The 24211-nt window shown below is 72.5% G+C and carries 22 protein-coding genes; 13 read left to right on the top strand and 9 right to left on the bottom strand.

Annotated features, from left to right (window positions below):
• The first annotated feature begins 10 nt into the window (after window positions 1-10).
• Together IG86_RS0116785 and IG86_RS0116790 are read left to right on the top strand one after the other, a co-directional pair.
• The gene (locus IG86_RS0116785) at window positions 11-871 is read left to right on the top strand and encodes an Fpg/Nei family DNA glycosylase (protein WP_030820928.1); all 861 of its coding nucleotides are present in this window, start codon (window positions 11-13) and stop codon (window positions 869-871) included.
• Between the two features lie 26 nt (window positions 872-897).
• A complete protein-coding gene (locus IG86_RS0116790) occupies window positions 898-1284 on the top strand; it encodes a hypothetical protein (protein WP_030820931.1) in 387 nt (128 codons plus the stop codon).
• A gap of 3 nt (window positions 1285-1287) precedes the next feature.
• Here the strand turns inward: IG86_RS0116790 and IG86_RS0116795 are convergent, their stop codons facing one another.
• Together IG86_RS0116795 and IG86_RS0116800 are read right to left on the bottom strand one after the other, a co-directional pair.
• Complete coding sequence (locus IG86_RS0116795; RefSeq protein WP_045936538.1) at window positions 1288-1752, bottom strand: hypothetical protein; 465 nt, start codon at window positions 1750-1752, stop codon at window positions 1288-1290.
• 230 nt (window positions 1753-1982) lie between these two features.
• Window positions 1983-2522, bottom strand: coding sequence for a sigma-70 family RNA polymerase sigma factor (locus IG86_RS0116800; protein ID WP_030820935.1), 540 nt, complete (start codon window positions 2520-2522; stop codon window positions 1983-1985).
• A 302-nt stretch (window positions 2523-2824) separates the two neighbouring features.
• Between IG86_RS0116800 and IG86_RS0116805 the strand changes: the two genes are divergently transcribed.
• The gene (locus IG86_RS0116805; RefSeq protein WP_030897605.1) at window positions 2825-4021 is read left to right on the top strand and encodes a CapA family protein; all 1197 of its coding nucleotides are present in this window, start codon (window positions 2825-2827) and stop codon (window positions 4019-4021) included.
• A gap of 56 nt (window positions 4022-4077) precedes the next feature.
• Here the strand turns inward: IG86_RS0116805 and IG86_RS0116810 are convergent, their stop codons facing one another.
• Window positions 4078-4539 (bottom strand): universal stress protein, encoded by a 462-nt coding sequence (locus IG86_RS0116810; protein ID WP_030820939.1) that lies wholly within the window; start codon window positions 4537-4539, stop codon window positions 4078-4080.
• An 83-nt stretch (window positions 4540-4622) separates the two neighbouring features.
• Between IG86_RS0116810 and lysX the strand changes: the two genes are divergently transcribed.
• Complete coding sequence (gene lysX / locus IG86_RS0116815) at window positions 4623-7925, top strand: bifunctional lysylphosphatidylglycerol synthetase/lysine--tRNA ligase LysX (RefSeq protein WP_030897606.1); 3303 nt, start codon at window positions 4623-4625, stop codon at window positions 7923-7925.
• 90 nt (window positions 7926-8015) lie between these two features.
• Window positions 8016-8930: a polysaccharide deacetylase family protein gene (locus IG86_RS0116820; RefSeq protein WP_030820945.1), complete on the top strand. Its 915-nt coding sequence runs from the start codon at window positions 8016-8018 to the stop codon at window positions 8928-8930.
• Window positions 8931-8962: 32 nt separating this feature from the next.
• Here IG86_RS0116820 and IG86_RS0116825 read toward each other — a convergent pair whose 3' ends face one another.
• Window positions 8963-9625, bottom strand: a complete 663-nt coding sequence (locus IG86_RS0116825) for a class F sortase (RefSeq protein WP_030897607.1) — start codon at window positions 9623-9625, stop codon at window positions 8963-8965.
• Between the two features lie 513 nt (window positions 9626-10138).
• Here IG86_RS0116825 and IG86_RS0116830 point away from each other — a divergent pair.
• Window positions 10139-10519 carry a hypothetical protein gene (locus tag IG86_RS0116830; protein WP_308217981.1) on the top strand — a complete coding sequence of 127 codons (381 nt, stop codon included), beginning with the start codon at window positions 10139-10141 and terminating at the stop codon, window positions 10517-10519.
• A gap of 117 nt (window positions 10520-10636) precedes the next feature.
• On the opposite strand, the gene IG86_RS0116835 is transcribed toward IG86_RS0116830, so the two are convergent.
• Together IG86_RS0116835 and IG86_RS0116840 are read right to left on the bottom strand one after the other, a co-directional pair.
• Window positions 10637-11293: a hypothetical protein gene (locus IG86_RS0116835; RefSeq protein WP_030897608.1), complete on the bottom strand. Its 657-nt coding sequence runs from the start codon at window positions 11291-11293 to the stop codon at window positions 10637-10639.
• A gap of 183 nt (window positions 11294-11476) precedes the next feature.
• Complete coding sequence (locus IG86_RS0116840) at window positions 11477-12247, bottom strand: bestrophin-like domain (protein WP_030897609.1); 771 nt, start codon at window positions 12245-12247, stop codon at window positions 11477-11479.
• A gap of 1075 nt (window positions 12248-13322) precedes the next feature.
• Between IG86_RS0116840 and IG86_RS0116850 the strand changes: the two genes are divergently transcribed.
• Together IG86_RS0116850 and IG86_RS0116855 are read left to right on the top strand one after the other, a co-directional pair.
• Window positions 13323-14153, top strand: coding sequence for an SAM-dependent methyltransferase (locus IG86_RS0116850; RefSeq protein ID WP_030897611.1), 831 nt, complete (start codon window positions 13323-13325; stop codon window positions 14151-14153).
• 98 nt (window positions 14154-14251) lie between these two features.
• The gene (locus IG86_RS0116855) at window positions 14252-16393 is read left to right on the top strand and encodes a putative bifunctional diguanylate cyclase/phosphodiesterase (protein ID WP_037942613.1); all 2142 of its coding nucleotides are present in this window, start codon (window positions 14252-14254) and stop codon (window positions 16391-16393) included.
• Window positions 16394-16465: 72 nt separating this feature from the next.
• Here the strand turns inward: IG86_RS0116855 and IG86_RS0116860 are convergent, their stop codons facing one another.
• Window positions 16466-17545: an FAD-dependent monooxygenase gene (locus tag IG86_RS0116860; RefSeq protein ID WP_030897615.1), complete on the bottom strand. Its 1080-nt coding sequence runs from the start codon at window positions 17543-17545 to the stop codon at window positions 16466-16468.
• 105 nt (window positions 17546-17650) lie between these two features.
• On the opposite strand from IG86_RS0116860, the gene IG86_RS0116865 reads away from it, so the two are divergent.
• Window positions 17651-18304 (top strand): TetR/AcrR family transcriptional regulator, encoded by a 654-nt coding sequence (locus tag IG86_RS0116865; RefSeq protein WP_030897617.1) that lies wholly within the window; start codon window positions 17651-17653, stop codon window positions 18302-18304.
• A gap of 28 nt (window positions 18305-18332) precedes the next feature.
• Here IG86_RS0116865 and IG86_RS0116870 read toward each other — a convergent pair whose 3' ends face one another.
• Window positions 18333-19211 (bottom strand): LysR family transcriptional regulator, encoded by an 879-nt coding sequence (locus IG86_RS0116870; RefSeq protein WP_030820971.1) that lies wholly within the window; start codon window positions 19209-19211, stop codon window positions 18333-18335.
• 72 nt (window positions 19212-19283) lie between these two features.
• Here IG86_RS0116870 and IG86_RS0116875 point away from each other — a divergent pair, with 72 nt between their 5' ends.
• From IG86_RS0116875 to IG86_RS44410, 4 genes are all read left to right on the top strand, one after another.
• Window positions 19284-19979, top strand: coding sequence for a succinate dehydrogenase (locus IG86_RS0116875; RefSeq protein ID WP_030820973.1), 696 nt, complete (start codon window positions 19284-19286; stop codon window positions 19977-19979).
• Window positions 19980-19981: 2 nt separating this feature from the next.
• Entirely contained in the window at window positions 19982-21931 is a 1950-nt protein-coding gene (locus IG86_RS0116880; RefSeq protein WP_030820976.1) for a fumarate reductase/succinate dehydrogenase flavoprotein subunit, read from the top strand.
• Entirely contained in the window at window positions 21928-22674 is a 747-nt protein-coding gene (locus tag IG86_RS0116885; RefSeq protein ID WP_030820978.1) for a succinate dehydrogenase/fumarate reductase iron-sulfur subunit, read from the top strand. Before IG86_RS0116880 ends, IG86_RS0116885 begins: the two co-directional genes overlap by 4 nt.
• Window positions 22675-22801: 127 nt before the next feature.
• Window positions 22802-23452, top strand: coding sequence for a hypothetical protein (locus IG86_RS44410; protein ID WP_234316338.1), 651 nt, complete (start codon window positions 22802-22804; stop codon window positions 23450-23452).
• A 49-nt stretch (window positions 23453-23501) separates the two neighbouring features.
• Here IG86_RS44410 and IG86_RS0116895 read toward each other — a convergent pair whose 3' ends face one another.
• The gene (locus IG86_RS0116895) at window positions 23502-24197 is read right to left on the bottom strand and encodes an alpha/beta hydrolase (protein ID WP_030820982.1); all 696 of its coding nucleotides are present in this window, start codon (window positions 24195-24197) and stop codon (window positions 23502-23504) included.
• Between the last annotated feature and the right edge of the window lie 14 nt (window positions 24198-24211).

Here is a 24211-nt window from a genome sequence, read left to right on the forward strand (position 1 = left end):
GGCTGGGACCATGCCGGAGCTGCCCGAGGTCGAGGCCCTGCGGGAATACCTCGACGAGCACCTCACCGGGCGGGTGGTCGAGCGCGTCCTCCCGCTCGCGGTGAGCGTGCTCAAGACGTACGACCCGCCGCTGACCGCCCTCGAAGGACAGCCCGCCGGAGCCGTCGCCCGTCACGGGAAGTTCCTCGACCTGCGGATCGGCGAGCTCCACCTCGTCACCCACCTGGCCCGGGCCGGCTGGCTGCGCTGGCAGGAGTCCCTGCCGGCGCAGCCGCCGCGCCCCGGCAAGGGCCCGCTGGCGCTGCGCGTCGTACTGGAGGGCGGGGACGGCTTCGACCTCACCGAGGCCGGGACCCAGAAACGGCTCGCCGTGTACGTCGTCCACGACCCGCTGGAGGTCCCCGGCATCGCCCGCCTCGGCCCCGATCCGCTCGCCGGGGACTTCGACCGGGACGCCTTCGCCGCGCTCCTCGCGGGGGAGCGGCGCCAGATCAAGGGCGTCCTGCGCGACCAGAGCGTGATCGCCGGGATCGGCAACGCCTACAGCGACGAGATCCTGCACGTCGCCCGGGTGTCGCCGTTCAAGCTCGCCTCCTCCTTCGACGAGGAGCAGGTCACGCAGCTCCACGCCGCGGTCCAAGACACCCTGCGCGAGGCGGTCGGCCGGGCGCACGGGGTCGCCGCCGGGAAACTGAAGGCCGAGAAGAAGAGCGGGCTGCGCGTGCACGGCCGGGCCGGCGAGCCGTGCCCGGTGTGCGGGGACACGATCCGCTCGGTGTCCTTCGCCGACTCCTCGCTGGAGTACTGCCCCACCTGCCAGACCGGCGGGAAGCCGCTCGCCGACCGGCGCCTCTCGCGCCTCCTCAAATAGCGGGGCGCTGCGTAGACTCCGGCACCATGGCCGAGGAGCAGCAACAGGCGCCGCCCCGGCGCGAGATCGTCACCGGGGTGCCCCGGGGCGCCCGCCGCCGGGCGCCCGTCCACACCCCGGCCCGTTCGGAGATCTCCGAGCAGACCACCCTGGGGGCCACCTACGTGCGGGCCCTGATGCGCAGCCAGCTGCGCGCGGGCCTCGGGGCGCTGGCCGCGCTGGTGTCGCTGGTGGGGGCGCTGCCGCTGGTGTTCGCGGTGCCGCGGGCGAGGCCCGGCCCGCTCGTGTGGCTGGTGCTGGGGCTGCTGGTGTATCCGGTGATGTGGCTGATCGCCCGGTGGTACGTCCGCCGGGCGGAGCGCAACGAGGCCGATTTCACGGGCCTGGTGATGGATCCGGCCGACAGGTCGTAGCCGTCAGAAGAGGTGCATCGCCAGGTGGCCCAGGGGCAGCCCGAGCTGCCAGGCGGGGGTCCACACGCGCGCGTTCTCGTCCAGTCCGGGCGGGTTGTCGGCGTGGCCGTGCCGCCCGGGATCGAGATTGGTCGCGAACAGTTCGGTGCCGTCCAGCCAGCGCCAGGCCGCCCGGGCCAGTTCCAGGTCGGGGTCCTCGCCGCGGCCGCGTTCCCGGGCCGCCTCGCCGAGGTCGAGGAAGCGGGTGTGCACCCAGTCGCGCCAGGGGTGTCCGTACGCCGTCAGCGACAGCCACTCGTCGAGCTGCGAGACCACGCGGATCCCGGAGAGCTCGCCGGCCGCGTCGGAGAGGTAGATGGTCAGGGCGAGCGTGTCCCGTCCGGCCCGGAACTCCAGGGTGCTGACCGGGATCAGCCGGCCCGTCCGCAGCAGTTCGTCGGCGATGTACTCGGCGTAGAGCCAGGCCATGGGCACCGCGAGCCCACCGTCACTGGTGCCGTTCGTACCCTCGGGCTGCACCGTTCCACCTTCTCCCGCGCGTCGAGCGTCCCGTCGTCAGCCCCGAGCCTTCACCGAGCGGCTCTCGGAGCGGGGGATGTTTACTCAACTTGGACGGTGTTCTGTCGAATTTGATGCGCTTTATGTCCGGTCCGCATCCCTTCACGGCGTTCCGGGACCCGTTCGCGGACCCGCAGGGCTCAGGCGCCGAGGCCGTAGCCGTACCCCTGGAGGCCCTTCTTCAGGGCGCGCAGGGCGTAGTAGGTGCGGGACTTGACGGTACCGGCCGGGATGCCGAGCTCGGCGGCCGCCTCGGCCACCGACCGGTCCCGGAAGTAGACCTGGAGGAGCACCTCGCGGTGCTCCGGCCCCAGGGACCCCACGGCCCGCCGCACGTCGATCGCGGTGACCGACCCGGCCACCGCGTCCTCGGCGGCGGGTGCCTGCTCCAGCCCCTCGGGGTCCACTTCCAGCGGCCGTGACAGCCGGGCCCGCCGGGCGTCGATCGCGAGCCGCCGGGCCACCGTGAACAGCCAGGGGCGCATGGAGTCGTGTCCGCTGGCCAGGGCCTCCGGGTGCTGCCAGACCCGTACGAGGGTCTCCTGCACGAGGTCCTCCGCGCGCTGGGCGTCGCCGGCGGTGAGACCGACCAGGAAACCGAACAGGGCCCGCCCGTGGTCGCGCTGGAGTTCGGCCAGGGCCTCGGGATCCGTACGCGGGAGGGTGGGGGAGAGCGGCACGAGTGGCTCCTTCCGGGCTGCGCGGGGGTCCTTGGGGGTGGCGCCACGTCCACCCTGACCTGCGCAGAGCCGGGCTGGAACCGTCATACCCCGGCGTTGCGCCCAAGCACCCGGGTGGTCCGACGGGCGGCCGTGCCGGGCGGTGAACGGTCGAACGGCGCGGCGAACGGCAGGCCGTGCCGTGTCCGCCGTCCGAGTGGGTTCGACGGCGGGCTGCGGATCCGCTTCTTGACTTACTGCGTGTTGTTATATGGATTGCAGATGATGACATGTCAGATAGTCGTATAAATGGGAGCCGACTGATGACCACGCGCACCCGGCCGAGGGCGGTCGCCCTGCTCTCCGCCCTCCTGCTGTCAGCGGCGGCGGGATGTTCGGCCGCCGGGGACACCGCACCGGCCCGACTGGGGGACTCCGGCCCGCCGGCCCCCTCCAGCGCCGGCGGGGCGACCGCCGCCAAGGGCTTCACCCTGGTCGCGAGCGGCGACGTACTGCCGCACACCTCGGTCATCCAACGCGCGGCGGACGACGCGCAGGACGACGGCTACGACTTCCGGCCGATGTTCTCCGGCGTCAAGGCCGTGGTCTCGGGGGCCGACCTGGCCCTCTGCCACATGGAGACCATCTACGGTGAGGAGGGCGGACCCTTCTCCGGCTACCCGGCCTTCAAGTCCACGCCGGAGGTCGCCGACGGCCTGAAGGACGCCGGCTACGACGGCTGCTCCACCGCCTCGAACCACACCCTCGACGACGGCGCCGCCGGGCTGCGCCGCACGCTCGACCGCTTCGACAAGGTCGGCCTGGGGCACGCCGGCTCGGCCCGTACGGCGGTCGAGGCGGCCAAGGTGACCACGTACACGGCCGGCTCGGCCAAGGTGGCGCACCTCGCGTACACCTACGACACCAACGGCTACCCGCTGCCCGACGGCCAGCCGTGGGCGGTCAACCTGATGAAACAGGACAAGATCATCGCCGATGCCCGGGCCGCCCGGAAGGCGGGCGCGGACGTGGTGCTGGTGAGCGTCCACTGGGGCACGGAATGGCAGACCGAACCGGACGAGACCCAGCTCTCGCTGGGCAGGGCGCTGACCGCCTCGCAGACCGGCGGCCGGCCCGACGTCGACCTGATCCTCGGCACCCACGCGCACATCCCGCAGCCCTACGAGAAGGTCAACGGGACCTGGATCGTCTACGGCATGGGCGACCAGGTGGCGGGGGAGATGTTCAACTACACGGGCGCGCGGGACATGCGCGGCAACTACGGCTCGATCGGCCGCTTCACCTTCGCCCCGCCGGCCGCCGCCGGGCAGCGCTGGCAGGTCACCAAGGCGGAGTTCGTGCCGCAGATGATGGACCTGTCCGCCGGCCGCGTCGTCCACCTCCCCGACGCCCTGGCGAAGAACCCCGGCCGGGAGGACTACGAGGCCGCCCGGGACGAGATCACCGAAGCGGTCCTCAGCCGCGGCGCCGCCAAGGACGGTCTGGCAGTTGCTCATTAGGGGCTCGGTTCGCCTCCGGGGCGGCTCTTCCGCCCGTACGCGGGCGGCGGGCCCGGTCAGGGGACCACGGTCACCGGCCAGCGGCCCGCCTTGACCAGGCGGATCGCCACCGAGCCGACGATGCGGTGGCCCGCCTGCTCCGAGGCGCCGACCACCACCGCGTCCGCCATCAGCTCCTGCGCCGCGCTCACCAGGCCGGCGTAGGGGTCGCCGCGGAAGGTGTGGAACTCCCAGCGCACCTCGTAGACGCCCTTGAGCCGCTCCGCCGACGCGCGGATCTCGGCCACCAGCCCCTCCGCGATCTCCCCGGTGGTGTCGGCCACGGGCGCGCCGAGCGCCGCCCCGGCCGGCACCACCGGCTGGACGTACACCAGCGCCAGCAGGGCGTTCTGCCGCCGGGCCAGTCCGGCGGCGTAGGCCGCGGCCCGCAGCGAGGACTCGGAACCGTCCACGCCGGCCAGGATCACCTTCGGGCCGTCGGTACCGCGTTCGAATCCCGTGTTCACGTGCTCCGTCACCCTGCGAGGATAGGCGGTGCCGTGCCGGACGCCCCCACCCGCTCGGCGCGCGCACCGGCGCACCCCTCCCTACAGTGCGAACCATGAGTGCCACCGTGGAGGAGACGCACGGAACCCGGAACCGCTTCCTGAACCGGGTGCCCGACGCGTTCGGCGCGTTCTTCGGGACGATCGGCCTGCTGTGCGCGCTGCTCTCGCTCTCCCCGACGCTGCGGCGCCTCCTGCGGCACGTCGTGCGGTTCCTCGACCTGATCGTCGTACCGGTCAGCGCCAACCTCGCCTACGCCGTCTTCCTCTTCCTCTTCGCCGCGGCCCTCGGCACCCGCAAGAAGGTCGCCTGGTGGATGGTCATCACCTATCTGGCCCTGCTGATCGTCGACGACCTGCTGGACATCGCCGTCGGCGACTACTGGATCGGCGTCTCCTCGATGGCCCTGGCCGTCGCCGCCATGGCCGTACTGATCGCCGCCCGCAAGGAGTTCTACGCCGCGTCCCGGCCCGGGGCGCTATGGCACGCCCTGATCGTGCTGGGCCTCGGCATGCTCGCCGCCGTCCTCCTGGGCTGGGCGCTCGTCGCCCTCTTCCCCGGCTCCCTGCCCCGCGGCCAGTGGCTGGACTGGGCCGCCAAACAGGTCTTCGGCGGCCTCTTCTCGGCCCGGCAGTTCGACGGCCGCCCGCCCAGGCCCCTGTACTTCCTCCTCGGCCTCTTCGGCGCCGTCGCCCTGCTGAACGCGGCCGCGACCCTCTTCCGCTCCCAGCGCCTGACCGCCGCCCTGCACGGCGACGAGGAACCCCGCATCCGGGCCCTCCTCGGCGCGTACGGCCGGGCCGACTCACTCGGCTACTTCGCGACCCGGCGCGACAAGGCCGTCGTCTTCGCCCCCAACGGCAGGGCCGGCGTCACCTACCGCGTCGAAGCCGGCGTCTGCCTCGCCAGCGGCGACCCGGTGGGCGACCCGGCCGCCTGGAGCCCCGCCATCGACGCCTGGCTCGCCGTGGCCGGCCGCTACGGCTGGCAGCCCGCCGTGATGGGCGCGTCCGAGGACGGCGCCACCGCCTTCGCCCGCTCCGGGCTGAGCGCCCTCCAACTGGGTGACGAGGCCATCCTGCACGTCGCCCACTTCGACCTCGACGGCCGCGACATGCGCGTCACCCGCCAGGCCGTCAACCGCGTCAGGCGCGCCGGCGCGACCACCGTCATCCGCCGCCACTCGGCCCTGTCCGAGGACGAGATGCGGACCATCATCGACCGGGCGGACCGCTGGCGGGACACCGAGACCGAACGGGGCTTCTCCATGGCCCTGGACCGGCTCGGCGACCCGGCCGACGGGGACTGCCTGCTGGTCGAGGCCTTCGACGACAGGGGCGAGCTGATCGCCCTGCTCTCCTTCGTCCCCTGGGGCAGGGACGGCATCTCCCTCGACCTGATGCGCCGCGACCGCACCGCGCCCAACGGGGTCATGGAGTTCATGGTCGCCGAACTGTGCGCCGCCGCCCCCGGCCTCGGCGTGCGCCGGATCTCCCTCAACTTCGCCGTCTTCCGCTCCGCCTTCGAGGAGGGCGGCCGCATCGGAGCCGGTCCCGTCCTGAAGGTGTGGCGCAAGCTGCTGCTCTTCTTCTCCCGCTGGTGGCAGCTGGAGGCGCTGTACCGCTCGAACGTCAAGTACGGCCCCGAGTGGTACCCGCGGTTCCTCTGCTACCAGGACGCCGGCTCGCTCGCCCGGGTCAGCCTCGCCTCCGGCATCGCCGAGGGCTTCGTCTCCGTACCCAGCCTGCGCACCCTGTGGGGCAACGGCCATCCCAAGGGCGTCACCGCCCCCGCCACCACCGAGGGGCTGCCCCCGATCGACTCCCTGGGCCTGGACGCCGTGGGGGAGGAGCTCCCGGGCGTGCCCGTCGAGCGGCTGCCCGAACAGGTACGCGTCCGCCACGCCAAACTGGACCGCATCCGGGCCTCCGGCACCGACCCCTACCCGGTGGGGATCCCCCTGCGGACCCACACCGTCGCCCGGCTGAAGGCGGCCCACCCGAGCCACCCGCCCGGCGCCCGGACCGCCGAGCAGGCCACCCTCGCCGGGCGCGTGATGGTCGTACGCGACCTCGGCGGCGTCGTCTTCGCCGTCCTTCGCGACTGGTCCGGCGACATACAGCTGATCCTCACCCGTGACGAGGCCGGCGCCGAGGTGCTGGACTCCTTCACCTCCCAGGTCGACTTCGGCGACCACGTGCTCGTGACCGGCGAGCCGGGCGCCAGCAGGACCGGCGAGCTCTCCCTCGTGGTCCGGTCCTGGCAGCTCACCGGCAAATGCCTGCGCCCCCTCCCCGACAAGCGCAAGGGCCTCGCCGACCCGGAGGCCCGCGTCCGCCGCCGCTACCTCGACCTCGTCGCCAGCCCCGAGGCGCGCGACGTCGTACGGGCCCGCTCCGGCGCGGTCCAGGCCCTGCGCCAGGGCCTGCTCGACCGCGGCTACCTGGAGGTCGAGACCCCGATGCTCCAGCAGATCCACGGCGGCGCCAACGCACGGCCCTTCCGCACCCACATCAACGCCTACGACCTCGACCTGTACCTGCGCATCGCGCCCGAGCTGTACCTCAAACGGCTCTGCGTCGGCGGCATGGAGAAGGTCTTCGAGATGGGCCGCACCTTCCGCAACGAGGGCGTCTCCTACAAGCACAACCCCGAGTTCACGATGCTGGAGGCCTACCAGGCCTTCGCCGACTACGACGTCATGCTCGACCTCACCCGCGAGCTGATCCAGTCGGCCGCCACCGCGGCCTACGGCTCACCGGTCGCGCACAAGGCGGGCGCCGACGGCAAGCTCGTCGTCCACGACATCTCCGGGCCCTGGCCGGTCAAGACCATGTACGGGGCCATCAGCGAGGCCCTCGGCGAGGAGGTCGACGCCGACACCGACGAACACGTGCTGCGCCGGCTCTGCGACCGCGCCAAGGTGCCGCACGGACCGGAGGACACCCGCGGCGACGTGGTCCTGGAGATGTACGAGCGGCTGGTGGAGGAGCGGACGAAACTCCCCACCTTCTACAAGGACTTCCCGACCGACGTCTCCCCGCTCACCCGCCAGCACCGCAAGGACCCCCGGCTCGCCGAGCGCTGGGACCTCGTCGCCTTCGGCACCGAACTCGGCACCGCCTACTCGGAGCTGACCGACCCCGTCGAACAGCGGCGCAGGCTCACCGCCCAGTCCCTGCTCGCGGCCGGCGGCGATCCGGAGGCCATGGAACTCGACAACGACTTCCTGGACGCCCTCGAATACGCGATGCCGCCGACCGGCGGCCTCGGCATCGGCGTGGACCGCCTCGTCATGTTCCTCACGGGCCTGACGATCCGCGAGACCCTCCCCTTCCCCCTGGTACGGCGCGGCTGACCGATGTGCGGCTGCTCCGCACGAGTGAGCGGGGCGGGACGCGTCCGTGCCTCTCGACATCCGCGCGGATGTCGTTGATACGTAGTAATAATGAAAAAAGACGAGCCGACAGTAGGACGGCGCGTGCTCCTGCGCACCGCCGTCTTCCTCGGAGTCGCAGCCGCCGGACTGATCACCACCGGCAACGGCAACGAGGGCGGTACGCCCGGATCATCCGGCGTACCGGGCGCGGGCAGCGCACCGGGGCCCGCTGCCGGGCCCGGCCCGAACCCCGCGGCGGGGGCGCCCGGATCGCTTCCCCGGGCCCTGCCCGAGAAGTCCTACCGGCTGCGCCCCATGACGGCGGACGCCCCCGCCCGTCCGGCGGCCGTGAAACCGGCCGTGCGGACCCGGCCCATCCTCGAACTCCCGGCCGACGCGAGCACCCACAGCTCGATGGTGCTCACCTTCGACGACGGGCCGGACCCCCGCTACACCCCGGCCATCCTCGACACCCTCGGCCGCCACGGCGTGCGCGCCATGTTCTTCGTCTGCGGCGAGATGGCCGCGGAGAACCGGGACCTGCTGCGCCGGATGGTCGCCGAAGGACACGTCATCGGCAACCACACCTGGACCCACCCGCTCATCCCCAAGCTGAGCCGGCCCGCCCTCGCCGCGGAGATCGGCCGCACGAGCGAGGTCGTGCAGCGGGCCGTCGGCGAGGCACCGCAGTGGTTCCGGGCACCCTACGGGGCGTGGAACCGGGCCGCCTTCGAGATCGGGGCCGAACTGGGGATGGAGCCGCTCGCCTGGACCGTGGACAGCCTGGACTGGGAGGAGCCCGGCGTCACCACGATCGTCTCCCGGGTCATGCGCGGCGCCGGCCCCCGGGCGATCGTGCTGTCGCACGACGCGGGCGGCAACCGGACGCAGAGCGTCCAGGCCATCGCCTCCTACCTGCCCCAACTGCTCGCGCGGGGCTACCGGATGACGCTGCCGACCCTGTCCGCCGTGGCGCCGCGCTGAGGGAGGGGCCGGGGTTGCCCCCGGCCCCTCCCTCAGCGGGACTCGACCATCCGGGCGAAGACGACCACGTTGCCGTCGTACCCGCGCGCCTTGGAGTAGCCGCCGCCGCAGGTGATGACCCGGAGTTCCGCGTGCCCGGTGTCCCCGTACACACGGGCTCCGGGGAAGGCCTCCTTGGAGAACACCTCCACCCCGTACACCTCGAACACCGCCGTGCGCCCGTCGTAGCGCTCCACCTCGATGTGGTTGCCCGGCTTGACCGAGCCCAGGCCGTAGAAGACCGCCGGGCCCTGCGCGTTGTCCACGTGGCCCACGATCACCGCCGAACCCCGCTGCCCCGGCGAGATGCCGTTGAGGTACCAGCCCGCGAGGTTGCGGTCCTGCGGCGGCGGGGCGTCGATCCAGCCCTCCGCGTCCAGCCCGACCGTCATCACCGGCGCGTCCACGCTGATCGTGGGGATCCGGATGCGCTGCACGGAGGAGTGCTCCAGCAGCTCCATGTCCGCGAGCGGCGTCGGCGGATTCGCCGGCAACTGGTCGGCCGTCACCGCGACGGCCGAGGCCGCGGTGGGCTGGGGCGGTCCGTCGTCGATGTTCACGCCGTTTCGCACCATGGCGAGGCCGGTGAGCATGACCAGGGCGAGTACGCCCCACGGTGAGCGTTTGCGCGACTGCCCTGTCTCGTCCTCGCCCATCGTTCTCCCTTCCCGACGCGGGGGTCCCGACCCGCGTTCCTGTCCCACCCCTGTACGCCCTACTTCACGCACGCTAAGGCCGGGGCGGCGGGTCGGCGAGGGGGGAGGGGCGAACGGGTGGCCGCGGCCGCGGAGGGGCCCCGAGGGGGCCGGAAGGGATGCGCCCATCCAGGTAATCGTCACATAAATGCCTGACGGGTCGTGACCTGCGGATCCGTCAGCTCGTCCGTCCGCGCTTCGGCGTGTCGCTCAACCGGGCGGCCCAAAGCCGGAAATGCGCGGATTGCGGTGCGACCCGAGGGTTCGACGTGGGAGGCGTTCTCGTCGATCATCCGGGGCCGACGCTCCGGGGCGCTTTCCGCTGGAGGTTCCACCATGCGTGTCTTGCGCGCTCTTACCGTGACGGCGGCAGCCTGTGCCGTCCTCGGCCTCAGTGCCCCGCTCGCCTCCGCGAACCAGGACCCCGGGGGCCGGGGTGGGAATGGGGGTGGGAACGGCCCCAGCAACATCTCGGTGAACCCGTTCGCCGTGCACCAGGGGTCCACGATGCAGGTGAGCGCGGCGGGCTGCGGTCACGGCGGTACCGTCACCTCGCACGGGAACTTTTCGCCGGCCAACCTGTCCGCCGGATCGATCGGGTTCGCGACCGTCCGGATCTTCAACCACGCCTCTCCGGGCACCCACACGCTGTCGGTCAAGTGCAACGACAGCAATCTGGTCGCCACGGCCCGGTTCCGGATCCTGGAGGGCAACCCCTCGCAGGGCGGCATCGGCGGATCCTTCGGCCCGTCCACCGCCGAGACGGCCATCGGTGCGGGCCTGGTCGGTGCCTCCGCCCTGGGTGCGGGCGCGCACGTGATGCGTCGTCGCCGTCCGCTCCGCGGCCGGAGCTGACCGTCGGCCTCCCCGGTCGCCCACCGTCCGCCCCGGCCACCGCCCGCTCCCGCCGGTCGCCCCGCGTCCTCGCCGAGGACCCGGGGCGACCGGCGGTGCAGGGGCGCATGCGGGGGTTCAGTGACCGCGGCGGGATGCCCTGCGGCGCAGGGCGTACGCCGTCCCGCCCGCGGCGGCGAGGAAGAGGCCGGCGCCGGCGCCGAGTTCCACCGGGTCCATCCCGGCCACGCTGCCGCCCAGGCCGCCGCGGACACCGAGGGCCGGGCCGGTCGTGACGGGGGCAGGAGCCGTGGCGGTGCCCGTCCGCGTGGAACTCGTGGTGGGTCTGGCCGTGCCGCCGGCGATCGTCAGGTCGGCCGAGCCGGTCTCCCCGTTGCACGTGAAGGAGACGGAGTACAGGGCTCCGGGCCGGGCGTCCCGGTCGACGGTGACCCGTACGGTCTGGCCGCGCGAGATGCTCACGGTGTCGAAGACGCCGGAGGAGGCGGTGGAATAGGCGGCGTTGCAGCCGCTGACCGCGAGCACCACCTGGCCGCCGGGGGCGACGGTCGAGGGGGTGAGGGTGAAGCCGAAGGAAGTGACCTGCCGGGCCCGCTGGTCGGCGTGGCTCTCGGCGTGCTTCCCGGCGTACTTCTCGGCCCGGGGCATGGACCGGGCTTCGGACCGGGCCTCGGCCGCGGACGCGGCGGGCGCGCCGAGGGCTCCGAGGGTGAGTACGGCGAACGTGGCGCCGGCACTCAGCAGGGCGGTGGCGGAGGTACGTATCGCACCCATGGTTGATTCTCCGGATCCCCGAGGAGCAGCCGCGGAACGGTTTCCGCACGTGGGGGGTCGTGCGCCTCGATGTCCGCCACGCTAGGCGCGGGGGCCGGTGCCCGCGATCAGGAACGGGCGAATGGGGCATGGGCCTGGGCCGAACCGGGGACAGGCGGCCCGTCCCCGGTTTGCCGGGCGGCGTCAGCCGCCGAGGTCCAGGTGGGAGAACTGCGTGAGGAACGGCTCGGCGGTGGCCGAGATGCCCCGCCCGAACGGCGCGTCGAAGTCCCAGATCAGGAACAGCAGGAACGCGATCAGCGCGCTGAACAGCCCGGCCAGCAGCATCTCCCGGAACGAGCGCCTGATCTGCAGGGTGAAGATCAGGCCCACCGTGACCAGGGCTCCGGTGATCAGTCCGAACCAGACCACCCCCGGCATGGTGGCCCCGGCGCTCGCGCCGCGTGCGCTGCGGGCGTCGTCGGCCACCGCGACCTGGTCGACGAGCGGCTGGTAGGCCTGGCCCTCGTGGTCGGTCCGCGGCTCGTAGTCGGTGACGTCCCGGCGGATACGTTCCAGCAGCTCCCCGCCGCGGTCCGTGAGTTCGCCGTCGTCGGCCATCGCCTTCCACTCGGTGTCCACCACGAAGGTCACGTAGGCGTCGACGTCGGCCCGGATCCTCGCCCGGACCTCGGCCGGGTAGACCTGCGAGCGGACGCTGATCTCGTGCAGGGCCTGCGCTTCCTGGCGCACGTATTCCTGGGCGGCTCCGCGGCCCTCCCAGACGCCCGCGATCGCCAGGCCCAGCACGATCGCGTAGATCACCCCGATCATCATCGTCATGTACTCGATGACGTCCGGGGTCTCGTTCGGATCGTCGTCCTCGCCGATCCTGCGGTGATTGAAGAAGGCGATGGACAGCACCACGGCACAGGCCGCGGCCATCGCGAGGGACAGGACGAGCCATTCCGACAAGATGACTCCAGATCTTTTGACGGTGGGCGGATTACCGCGGCCGCAGCGCGACGATCGCGAGCACCGCGGGAGCCGCGGTCAGCAAGGTGAAGGTCACCGGCGAGATGTGGTGCTCGGCCGGTTTACGGGCCTCCGCGTGATACGCCGGGCGTGCCACCGGTTTGCGCGGCGGCGCGGCGACCGCGGGGGCCGGCGGCGGTGGCGGTGCGGGCGCCTTGGCCGCACGGGGCGGGGCGGGCGCCGGCCTCGGCGGGGCCGGTGCGGGCACGACGGGCCTCGGTACGGGCCCGGGCGCTGCCCGGGGTGGCGCCGGAGCGGGCTTCGGGGGAGGGGGCGGCGGGGTCGGGACCGGTTTGGGCGTGGGCTTCGCAGGTGGCGGCGTGGGCTTCGGCTCGGGCGGCGGGGTGGGCTTCGGAGGCGGCTTCGGCGGACACGGCGGTGGCGGCGGCGGTGGTGGGCAGTCGGGGTCGCCGTGGTGCCCCCCGCCGCGGCCGCCACCACGGTGTCTTCCGTGGTCGGAGCGGTGGTCCGAGCGTCGGTCCGAGCGGTGCTCGCCGCCGTGATGTCCACCACCCGGGCCGCGTCCGCGGCCGTCGCCGGAAGCCACCGCGACCACTGGGGCGGTGGTCGCGCCGTCGCCGGGGTCGGTCGTCGCGTAGGCGCTGCTATCAGCCACGGCCGGCGTGACGGACAAGGCCGCCCACAGCAGGACCGGGACCGCCAGCAGGCGCCTGGCACAGGCTCTGTTCACCCGGGGAGCATGGGCCCGCGCGCCCCCGCGCACGCGAGGCCCGGCCCCGGTTCGCCTGAACGGGTGGAGTGCCGACCGGAAAGGTTTGAGCCAGCTGCGGGGCGGCCTCAGCCGAGTGCGATCATCATCTGGTCAATTCCCAAAAGGGATTTGTCGGTACTGGTCATTTGCCGGGGGCGCCGCCGGGCGCCTTTGGTGTGTGACGAAGAACGGATCGCCAATTTCCGCTTTTGCTCGCCCTGTTGGTCAATGATCAGTACATTCGGCTCGGACAGGAGTCCGACCCCGCACGGACCGCCGCAGGAACAACGCTTGGAGATCCCGATGGAGCGCCCCGCCTGGGCCCCGCCAGGCATCGACATCTCGGTGCCGAGCGTGTCCCGCATCTACGATTACTACCTTGGCGGGTCCCACAATTTCGAGGTCGACCGCCAGGCGGCCCGACGGGCCATGGAATTCATGCCGGGACTGCCCAAGATCATGCAGGCCAACCGGGCGTTCATGCGCCGTGCCGTCCGGCACGCCGTCGCCGAGGGCGTCACGCAGTTCCTCGACATCGGCTCCGGCATCCCCACCTTCGGCAACGTCCACGAGATCGCCCAGGCGGCGAGCCCCGGGGCCCGCGTGGTCTACGTCGACCACGACCCGGTGGCCGTGGCGCACAGCCACGCCGTCCTCCTGGACGACGAGCACACCGGCGTCGTCGCCGCGGACCTGCGCAAGCCCAATGAGATCCTGGCCGCCCCCGAGGTCGGACGGCTCCTGGACTTCGACAAGCCGGTCGCCCTGCTCCTCGTCGCCGTCCTGCACTTCCTGGAGGACGCGGACCACCCGTACGACGCCGTGGCCCAACTGCGCGACGCGCTGGCCCCCGGCAGCCTGCTGATCCTCACCCACGCCTCCTACGAGGGCATCCCGCTCACGGAGGAGGTCGCGGGCGGCGCCGTCGGCGTCTACCGTGACATCCGCAACCCCCTCGTCATGCGCACCGGGGAGCAGATCGCCCACTTCTTCGAAGGGTTCGACATGGTGGAGCCCGGGCTGGTCTCCATGCCCGACTGGCGCCCGGACCGATCCGAGGACGTGGAGGACGGCGAAACGCCGGAGGACCCCTACGCCTTCTCGGGCTACGGCGGCGTGGGACGCAAGGCGTGAGACTTCCGGCACAGACGGCGGGCGCGCCGAACACCGTCGCGGCGCCCGCGGCCGCACCCGCGCCGACCGCGCAATCCGCGGCGGCCCCCAACGGCGGCATCGAGGACCGGATCTCCCGATTCGCCACGATCTGGGGACGCGCGATCTTCCCGGTCACCGCGACCTCGCTGACCCGGCCCGAGTTCGAACGGCACCTCCTACCGCTCACGCGGACGCTCACCGAGGCCCTGCACGCCCGGCCCTTCGACGCCGCCGTCGCCCAGCGGGTGGGCGCCGAACTGGTCGCCGTCCACTGCACCGACCCCGAGGCCCTGGCCGGCACCCTCGGCGTGATCGAGTCCTACCTGGTGCTCTACTGCGGACCGGACGGACTCGAAGGCGCCGGCGTGGAGGCCACCGCCGAGTACCACTCGCGCTGCGCCCGGCTCCAGCACGCCATCGCCGCCGGTTACGCCCGGGCGCTGCGCGAGCGCACCCTCAGCGAGCAGGAGGCCATCGCCCGCTCCGCGCTGACCGCCCGCACCGACGCCCAGCAGGCCCTGCACGCGAGTGAGGAGCGCTTCCGGGCGGTCTTCGAGGGCGCGGCCGTCGGCATCGGCATCGCCGACCTCGACGGCAACGTCCTGGAGGTCAACGACACGCTGCTGCAGATGTTCGGCGGGCTGGAGGGCCACGTCCGCAGCCGCAACGTCAGCGAATGGGGCCATCCCGACGACACCCCGCACGTCTGGCGGATGTACGGCGAGCTGGTGCGCGGCGAGCGCGAGAGCTACCGGGTGGAGAAGCCGTACTACCGCCACGACGGCACCGTGCTCTGGACCAACCTCACGGTGTCGCTGCTGCGCGACGCCGACGGCAAGCCGCAGTACCAGCTGGCGCTGATGGAGGACACCACCGAACGCCGGCTGCTGAACCTGCGCCTGCGCTACGAGGCCACCCACGACGCCCTCACCGGACTGCCCAACCGGACGCTGTTCTTCGAGCGCCTGGAGAAGGCCCTCAGCGGGGCGGGCGGTGACCGCTACGGCCTGTGCTACCTGGACCTCGACGGCTTCAAGGCGGTCAACGACAGCCTCGGCCACTCGGCGGGGGACCGGCTGCTGGTGGAGGTCGCCGACCGGCTGCAGAGCTGCGCGACCGGCCCCGGCGAGGTCGTCGCCCGGCTCGGCGGCGACGAGTTCGTCGCCCTGACCACCGGCTCCGACACCGAGGAGCAGGTGACCGAACTCGCCGTCCGCATCCTGACGGCCCTGTCGACGCCGATCCGGCTGGAGGGCCGGGAGCTGTCGGTCCGGGGCAGCATCGGCATCGTCGAGGGCCGCGCCAAGGAGCGCACCCCGGCCGAGGTGCTGCGCAGCGCCGACATCACGATGTACCGGGCCAAGGCGGCCGGCGGCAACCGCTTCGAGTTCGCCGACGCCGAGGCCGACGCCCGCGCGATCACCCGGCACGGACTGACCAACGCCCTGCCGGCGGCGCTGGAGCGCGGCGAGTTCTTCATCGAGTACCAGCCGCTGGTCCACATGCGCGACGGCACCGTGCACGGCGCCGAGGCGCTGGTGCGCTGGTCCCACCCGCAGTACGGGGTGCTCGGCCCCGACCGCTTCATCCCGCTCGCCGAACGGACCGGGCTGATCGTGCCCCTCGGCCGGTGGGTCCTCGAAGAGGCCGTCCGCCAAGCCCGCGTCTGGCAGCACGAGCACGGGGGAGCGGCCCTGCGGATCAACGTCAACCTCTCGCCGACCCAGCTGCACCACCCGGGTCTGGTCGCCGACACCGTGGCGGTGCTGGAGAAGTCCGGCCTCGCTCCGGGCGCGCTGTGCCTGGAAGTCACCGAGTCGGCCCTGATAGGAGCAGACGACGAACTGCTGGAGCCGCTGCGCCGGCTGGCCGAACTCGGCGTGGACATCGCCCTCGACGACTTCGGCACCGGCTACTCCAACCTGGCCAACCTGCGGCGCCTGCCGGTCAGCGTGCTCAAACTCGACCGCTCCTTCACCCGGGGGATGCAGCAGCAGCCCGCCGACCCGGTCGACCTCAAGATCGTGGAGGGGATCGTGGCCCTGGCCCACAGCCTCGAACTCGCCGTCACCGTCGAGGGCGTCGAGACCGGCGCACAGGCCGCCCAGCTGCGCGCGCTCGGCTGCGACACCGCCCAGGGCTGGTACTACGCCCGCCCCGGGGCCCCCGACCGCATCCACACCCTGTCCCTGTCCGACGCGGTGCCCACTCCCTCCTGACCGCTGCCCGGGCCCGTGGCGGCCCGGGCCGGGCGGTCCCGGCCGTGCCCGGCTCCAGCGGGTGGCGCCAGGTCAGTCCATGCCGACCTCCGTCCCGCGGCCGGGGGTCCGGACGGCCTCCACGACCCGCTCGTACCGTTCGGCCGTGTCGGCCAGCACTCCCGCGGCCACCGCCAGCCGCTCCGCCTCGTAGGCGTCGAGCGCCGCGTCCGCGTCCGGCCCGGCGAGGGCGGCGGACAGGGCCCGGCCGAGCGCCGCCGCGTCCTCGATGCCGGTGTTCATGCCCAGCCCGCCGGCTATGGGGTGCACGTGCGCCGCGTCCCCGGCGAGCACGACCCGGCCCTCCCGTATCCGCGTGGCCATGCGGACATTGACCCGCCAGGAGGAGAGCCACGTGGCGCCTTCGAGCCGGATGCCCGGCATCCCGGCGCACCGGTCGAAGATCCGTTGGAAGCTTTCCAGGGAGGGCGGCACCGGTTCGCCGTGCCCGTCGAGCTCGGGCGAGGCCTGGAGCTGGAAGGAGTCCGTCCCCGGGATCGGGCAGAGCAGCATTCCGCCGCCCTCCGAGGTGAACCACTGGTGCCAGGCGTCCCTGCCGAGCCCCGGCGCCCTGACGTCACCGATGACCATCGCCGGCTCCGTCTCGCCGTTCCCCTCGAAGGGGATGCCGAGCAGCTTGCGGGTGGTGCTGCGTCCGCCGTCGCACCCGGCGAGATAGCGGGCCGTGATCACGCTTCCGTCCGCCAGCTCGGCGCGAACCCCTTCCTCGTCCTGGGTGATGCCGACGAGCTCCGCCCCGTACTCGACATGCACGCCCAGTGCGGCGAGCCGGTCGCGCAGCGCCCCCTCGGTCTGCCACTGCCCGATCAGCAGGCCGGCGTCCGCCGGGGTGGGGGTGTCGTTGATGTGCTCGCCGTCGAAGTACTTGCGCAGGACCACCCCCGCGGTGCCGGTGGCGATCACGGGCTCGGCCATGCCGAGCTCCTGGAAGATCGCGAGACTGCCGGCCCGGAGCCCCTTGCCCCGGGACTCGCGGTGCGGTGCGGTGCGCCGCTCGATGACGCGGACGGCGAATCCGCGCAGGGCGAGGTGACAGGCGAGCGTCAGGCCGGTGGGGCCGGAGCCGGCGATCAGTACATCGGTGGGGTTCATCGGAAGTCCTCTCCTCGTCGATGTCTCAAGGAAAGCGGCTCCCGAAGCAAAAAGCAACCCGGTTAAAAAAATTACCCGGTATCTCATTCGTGCTACGCTGTGCGCATGGAGAACACGACGGGTCTGCGCGAGAGCAAGAAGCTGCGTACGCGCCGCCAGCTGGCGGCCACGGCGCTGGAACTCTTCCTGGAGCGCGGCTTCGACGCCGTGTCGGTGGCGGACGTCGCCGCGGCGGCCGAGGTGTCCAAACCGACCCTCTTCCGGTACTTCCCGACCAAGGAGGACCTCCTCCTCGACCGCTTCGCCGACCATCAGGACGAGGTGGCGCGCATCGTCCGCGACCGGCCCGCGGGCCGGACGCCGGTGGGGGCCGTGCACACGCAGTTCCTGACGGCCCTCGCCGAGCGGGACCCGATCACCGGGCTCTGCGACCACCCGGGGGTCCTCGACTTCCAGCGGCTGCTCTACTCCACCCCCAGCCTGGAGTCCCGCCTGTCCCACTACACCGACCGAGAGGTCGAGCTGCTCGCCGCCGCGCTGGTGGCGGAGTCGGTGCCGCCGCTCGCCGCCCGGCTGGCGGCCGCCCACCTGGTGGCGGTCCGCCACGAGCTGGGGCGGGAGAACTTCCGGCGGCTCGATGCCGGGCAGAGCGCCGACGAGGCCCACCCGGCCGCCGTGGCCGACGCCGACCTGGCCTTCGGCATGCTCGCCGACGGCCTCGACCGGACCCTTCCCGCGGCTGTGCCCGCCCCCGCCTGAGGGCCCCCGGGGCGAGGGCCCGGGAGCGTCACGCCGTCAGCATCCGCTGCAGCTCCCGCGCCGCCCGCGGGGGAGCCACGTCGGTGCGGTGCGCCAGCGCGATCGTCCGGCGCAGCGGGGACCCGGCCAGCGGGGTCGTCCGCAGCCCCGGGCCTGCGCCCGCCACCACCATGGCCGGGACCACCGCGACGCCCAGCCCCGCCCGCGCGAAGCCGAGTACCGCGTCCATCTCGCCGCCCTCCACGGTGAACGACGGCTCGAAGCCCTCCGCCCGGCAGGCGGCCACGGTCAGCTCCCGCAGGTCGTAGCCGTGCCGGAACATCACCATCGGCTCGTCGCGCAACGCCGCGATGGTCAGCTCCTTGCCCCCGCCGGGCGCCGGAAGCTTCGTCGAGGACACCACCACCAGGTCCTCCGTCAGCAGCTCCACCGTCGTCAGGGCCGGCGCCGAGGGCGGCAGCGGCAGGGCGATCAGCGCCAGGTCCAGAGCCCCGCGCGCCAGCTCCCGTACGAGGTCGAGCGAACCGCTCTCCTCGATCAGCAGCTCGATCCCCGGATGCGCCGTGTGGAAGGCGCGCAGCACGCCCGGCAGCAGGCCCGTGCACACGCTCGGGGTGGCCCCCAGCCGGATCCGCCCGCGGCGCAGCTGCGCCAGTTCCTGCACCTCCAGCCGCGCCGTGTCCGCGTCCGCCAGGATCCGCCGCGCCAGCGGCAGCAGCGCCTCGCCCGCGTCCGTCAGCGTGATGTTGCCCCGGGCGCGGCTGAAGAGCTCCGCCCCCAGCTCCCGCTCCAGGGCCTTGATCTGCTGGGAGAGCGACGGCTGGGCCACGTGCACCCGTTCCGCGGCCCGGGTGAAGTGCCGGGTCTCGGCGACGGCGACGAAGTAGAGGAGCTGTTGGAACTGCATAGGCCATGTCTATCAAGATGACCGGCATCATGTCTTGGACCTTTCGGGTCCTTCGTCCCTACCGTCGAAGACATGGCTCTGGCAACGCGCACCCGGACGAGCGTCCCCTCGCTCTGGGGCTCCACCATCGGAAAGAAGACCGTCATGGCGGTCTCCGGGCTGATCATGCTCGGCTACCTCGTCGTGCACATGCTCGGCAACCTCAAGATCTTCTTCGGGGCGGACGAGTTCAACGGCTACGCCCACTGGCTGCGCACCCTCGGCTCGCCCTTCCTCCACCACGAGTGGGCCCTGTGGATCGTCCGCGTGGTGCTCCTCGCCGCCGTCGTCGCCCACGCCGTGTCCGCCTACCAGCTCAGCCGGCGCGACATCAAGGCCCGCCCGGTCAAGTACGTCCACAAGCGCCGCCGCGCGAGCTACGCCACCCGCACCATGCGCTGGGGCGGCGTCATCCTCGGCCTGTTCATCGTCTGGCACCTGCTCGACCTCACCACGCTCACCGTCAACGAGCGCGCCTGGGCCGGCCACCCCTACGAGAACGTCCTCGCCACCTTCTCCACCTGGTACGGGAACACCATCTACATCGTCGCGATGGCCGCGCTCGGCCTGCACGTCCGGCACGGCTTCTGGAGCGCGGCCCAGACCCTCGGAGCCGGCCGGGCCAGGCGCGAGCGGACGCTGAAAACCCTCGCCAACGGCCTGGCCGTCGTCCTCTTCACGGGCTTCGTGTCCGTCCCCGTCGCCGTCATGACCGGAATGGTGAACTGACCGTGAGCAGCTACGCACACCACACCACCGGCGAGCCCGTCGCCGACACCAAGGCACCCCAGGGCCCCATCGCCGAACGCTGGGACCGCCGCCGCTTCGAGGCGAAGCTCGTCAACCCCGCCAACCGCCGCAAGCACACCGTCATCGTCGTCGGCACCGGCCTGGCGGGCGGATCGGCCGGCGCCACCCTCGCCGAACAGGGCTACCGCGTCGTCCAGTTCTGCTTCTCCGACTCCCCGCGCCGGGCCCACTCCATCGCCGCGCAGGGCGGCATCAACGCCGCCAAGAACTACCGCAACGACGGCGACTCGGTGCACCGCCTCTTCTACGACACCGTCAAGGGCGGCGACTTCCGCGCCCGCGAGTCCAACGTCCACCGCCTCGCCCAGATCTCCGTGGAGATCATCGACCAGTGCGTGGCGCAGGGCGTCCCCTTCGCCCGCGAGTACGGCGGCCTCCTCGACACCCGCTCCTTCGGCGGAGTCCAGGTCTCCCGGACCTTCTACGCCCGCGGCCAGACCGGACAGCAGCTCCTCCTCGGCGCGTACCAGGCCCTCTCCCGGCAGATCGCCGCGGGCAACGTCGAGATGCACGCCCGCACCGAGATGCTCGACCTGATCGTCGTCGACGGCGTCGCCCGCGGCATCGTCGCCCGCGACCTGATCACCGGAGAGATCTCCACCCACTACGCCGACGCCGTCGTGCTGGCCAGCGGCGGCTACGGCAACGTCTTCTACCTCTCGACCAACGCCATGAACTCCAACGCGACCGCCGTCTGGCGGGCGCACCGGCGCGGCGCCTACTTCGCCAACCCCTGCTTCACCCAGATCCACCCCACCTGCATCCCGCGCACCGGCGACCACCAGTCCAAGCTCACCCTGATGAGCGAGTCCCTGCGCAACGACGGCCGCATCTGGGTCCCCAAGGCCAAGGGCGACACCCGCCCCGCCGCCGACATCCCCGAAGCGGAGCGCGACTACTACCTGGAGCGGATCTACCCCTCCTTCGGCAACCTCGTGCCCCGCGACATCGCCTCCCGCGCCGCCAAGAACGTCTGCGACGAGGGCCGCGGCGTCGGCCCCGGCGGGCAGGGTGTCTACCTCGACTTCGCCGACGCCATCCGCCGCATGGGCCGCGACAAGGTCGCCGAGAAGTACGGCAACCTCTTCGACATGTACGAGCGGATCACCGCGGAGAACCCGTACGAGGTCCCCATGCGGATCTACCCCGCCGTGCACTACACGATGGGCGGCCTGTGGGTCGACTACGACCTGCAGACCACCGTCCCCGGCCTCTTCGCCATCGGCGAGGCCAACTTCTCCGACCACGGTGCCAACCGCCTCGGCGCCTCCGCCCTGATGCAGGGCCTCGCCGACGGCTACTTCGTGCTCCCCTCCACGATCAACGACTACCTCGCCCGCCACCCGCACCAGGACGCCGTCGACGACACCCACCCCGAGGCCGCCGCCGCCGTACGGGAGGTCCGCGACTGCCTCGCCAAGCTGCTCTCCGTCGACGGCGACCGCACACCGGACTCCTTCCACCGTGAGATCGGCGAGCTCATGTGGGAGTACTGCGGCATGTCCCGGACCGAGGAGGGGCTGCGCAAGGCCCTCGCCCGGATCCCGGAGATCCGCGAGGAGTTCTGGCATCGCATCAAGGTCCCCGGCAGCGGCGAGGAGTTCAACCAGTCGCTGGAGAAGGCCAACCGCATCGTCGACTACCTCGAACTCGCCGAGCTGATGTGTCTCGACGCCCTCCACCGCGCCGAATCCTGCGGCGGCCACTTCCGCGAGGAGTCCCAGACCCCGGACGGCGAGGCCGCCCGCCGCGACGAGGAGTTCGCCTACGCCGCCGCCTGGGAGTACCAGGGCACCGGCGCCGCCCCCGTCCTGCACAAGGAAGACCTCGTCTTCGATTACGTCCACCCCACCCAGCGGAGCTACGCATGAAGCTCACCCTGCGCGTCTGGCGCCAGCGCGGCGCCGACGCACCCGGCCACATGGCCTCGTACGAGGTCGACGGGATCTCCGAGGACATGTCCTTCCTGGAGATGCTCGACACCCTCAACGAGGACCTCATCCTGCGCGGCGAGGACCCGGTCGCCTTCGACCACGACTGCCGCGAGGGCATCTGCGGCGCCTGCAGCCTCGTCATCAACGGCGACGCCCACGGCCCCGAGCGCACCACCACCTGCCAGCTCCACATGCGGTCCTTCGACGACGGCGACACCATCGACGTCGAGCCCTGGCGGGCCGCGGCGTTCCCCGTCGTCAAGGACCTCGTCGTGGACCGGGGCGCCTTCGACCGGATCATCCAGGCCGGCGGCTACATCACCGCCCCCACCGGATCCGCCCCCGAGGCACACGCCACCGCCGTGCCCAAGGCCGACGCCGACTTCGCCTTCGAGCACGCCGAGTGCATCGGCTGCGGCGCGTGCGTGGCGGCCTGCCCCAACGGCTCCGCGATGCTCTTCACCTCCGCCAAGGTCAACCACCTGGGCGTCCTCCCACAGGGCTCGCCCGAACGCGAGACCCGCGTCCTGGACATGGTCGCCCGCATGGACGAGGAGGGCTTCGGAGGCTGCACCCTCACCGGCGAATGCGCCACCGCCTGCCCGAAGGGCATCCCACTGCCGTCGATCGCCGCGATGAACAAGGAGTGGCTGCGCGCGGTCCGCAAGGGCCCCCGCTGACCCGGCGGCGCACCGTCGCCGACCCGGCGCGGGACACCCCCCAGGGCCCTGCGCCGATCGGCTGACCGGCCGGGTGCCCGCCGCGCCGCGCCGCGGCGGCGCCCGGGCCATGGGAGACAGTGGCCCCATGCCAGAAGCCGCCGCCGGGACCGGACCACGCCGCAGAGCCGTACTGGCCGCCGCCCTCGCGCCACTGGCCGCGGCCGGCTGCTCCGGTGAGGAAGCCCCCCGCCCCCCGGCCGCCGGGCAACAGCCCGACGCCAAGGACGCCGTGATCATGGTGATCCGGCACGCGGAGAAACCGTACGCCGGAGACACCGGCTCGGACGCGGACGGCGAGGACGACCCCGGCTCGCTGGCCGGGCGCGGCTGGCGCCGGGCCGAGGCGCTGCCGCGGCTCTTCCCGCCGGCCAAGCGGTCCACGCTGCCCCGCCCCGCCGCCGTCTTCGCCGCCGGCGGCAAGGCCCCCGCACCCGCCCGGTGCCGGCAGACCGTCACCGCCCTGGCCACCGCCCTGCGCACCCCCGTTCGCGCCGAGTTCGCCGTCGGGGCGGAACCCGCCCTGGCACACGCGGTGCTGGCCGGCCCCATGCCGGTACTCGTCTGCTGGGAGCACACCGGAATCCCCCGCCTGGTGCGCGCCCTCGGCGCCCACCAGGTCCTCGGCCTCCCCGCGACCTGGCCCGACCGCTACGACCTGGTCTGGCAGTTCACCCGCCGCAGCGGGCAGTGGAGCTTCCGCGAACTGCCCCAGCAACTCCTGCCCGGCGACGCCTGACCGCCCGCAGACCCCTCAGCGGGGTGTGCGGGCGGTCGAAGTCGTCCTCCTAGGAGCCGAGTTCGTCGGCCGCCTTCTCGATGAGGTCGGCGACCGGGCCGGGCTGGGAGGCCAGTGAGGCGTGGCCCGCGTCCAGCTCGACGATCTTGCGGGGGTTCATCCGCTGGGCCATCCGGCGCTCGTTGTCGGGGTGGATCATGCGGTCCTGGGCGGAGACCTGGTACCAGACCGGCTTCTTCTTCCAGGCCGGTGAGGTCACGTTGTCGCCGAAGGTCGAGCCCAGCGGAGCCTTCTGGGTCACGGCCATGACCAGGGCCTCGTCCGCGTCCAGGTCCTGGCAGAAGCTCTCGTGGAACGTGTCCTGCTTGATCCACAGGTAGCCGTCGGAGTCGGGGGCGATGTTCTCGAACGCCGCCGGCGGCAGCTCCTGACTGAGCTGCCCCGGACTCTCGCCCGCGTCCGGGGCGAAGGCCGCGATGTACACCAGCCCGGCCACGTTCGGCAGGTCGCCCGCCTCCGTGATCACCGCGCCGCCGTACGAGTGACCGACCAGCAGGACCGGTCCGTCGACCTGCCGCACCATCTTCCGGGTGCGCTCGGCGTCGTCCGCCAGCGAGGTCAGCGGGTTCTCCACGGCGTGCAGGTCGGTGAAACCGCGCCCGTGGAGCTCGACGATCACCTTCGACCAGTGGGCGGCTCCGCCCCAGAAGCCGTGGACCAGGACGACAGCGGGCTTTCGTGACATGACGGCGTGCCGTT

Origin of the sequence: Streptomyces virginiae (assembly GCF_000720455.1) — a bacterium.
GTDB lineage: Bacteria > Actinomycetota > Actinomycetes > Streptomycetales > Streptomycetaceae > Streptomyces > Streptomyces virginiae.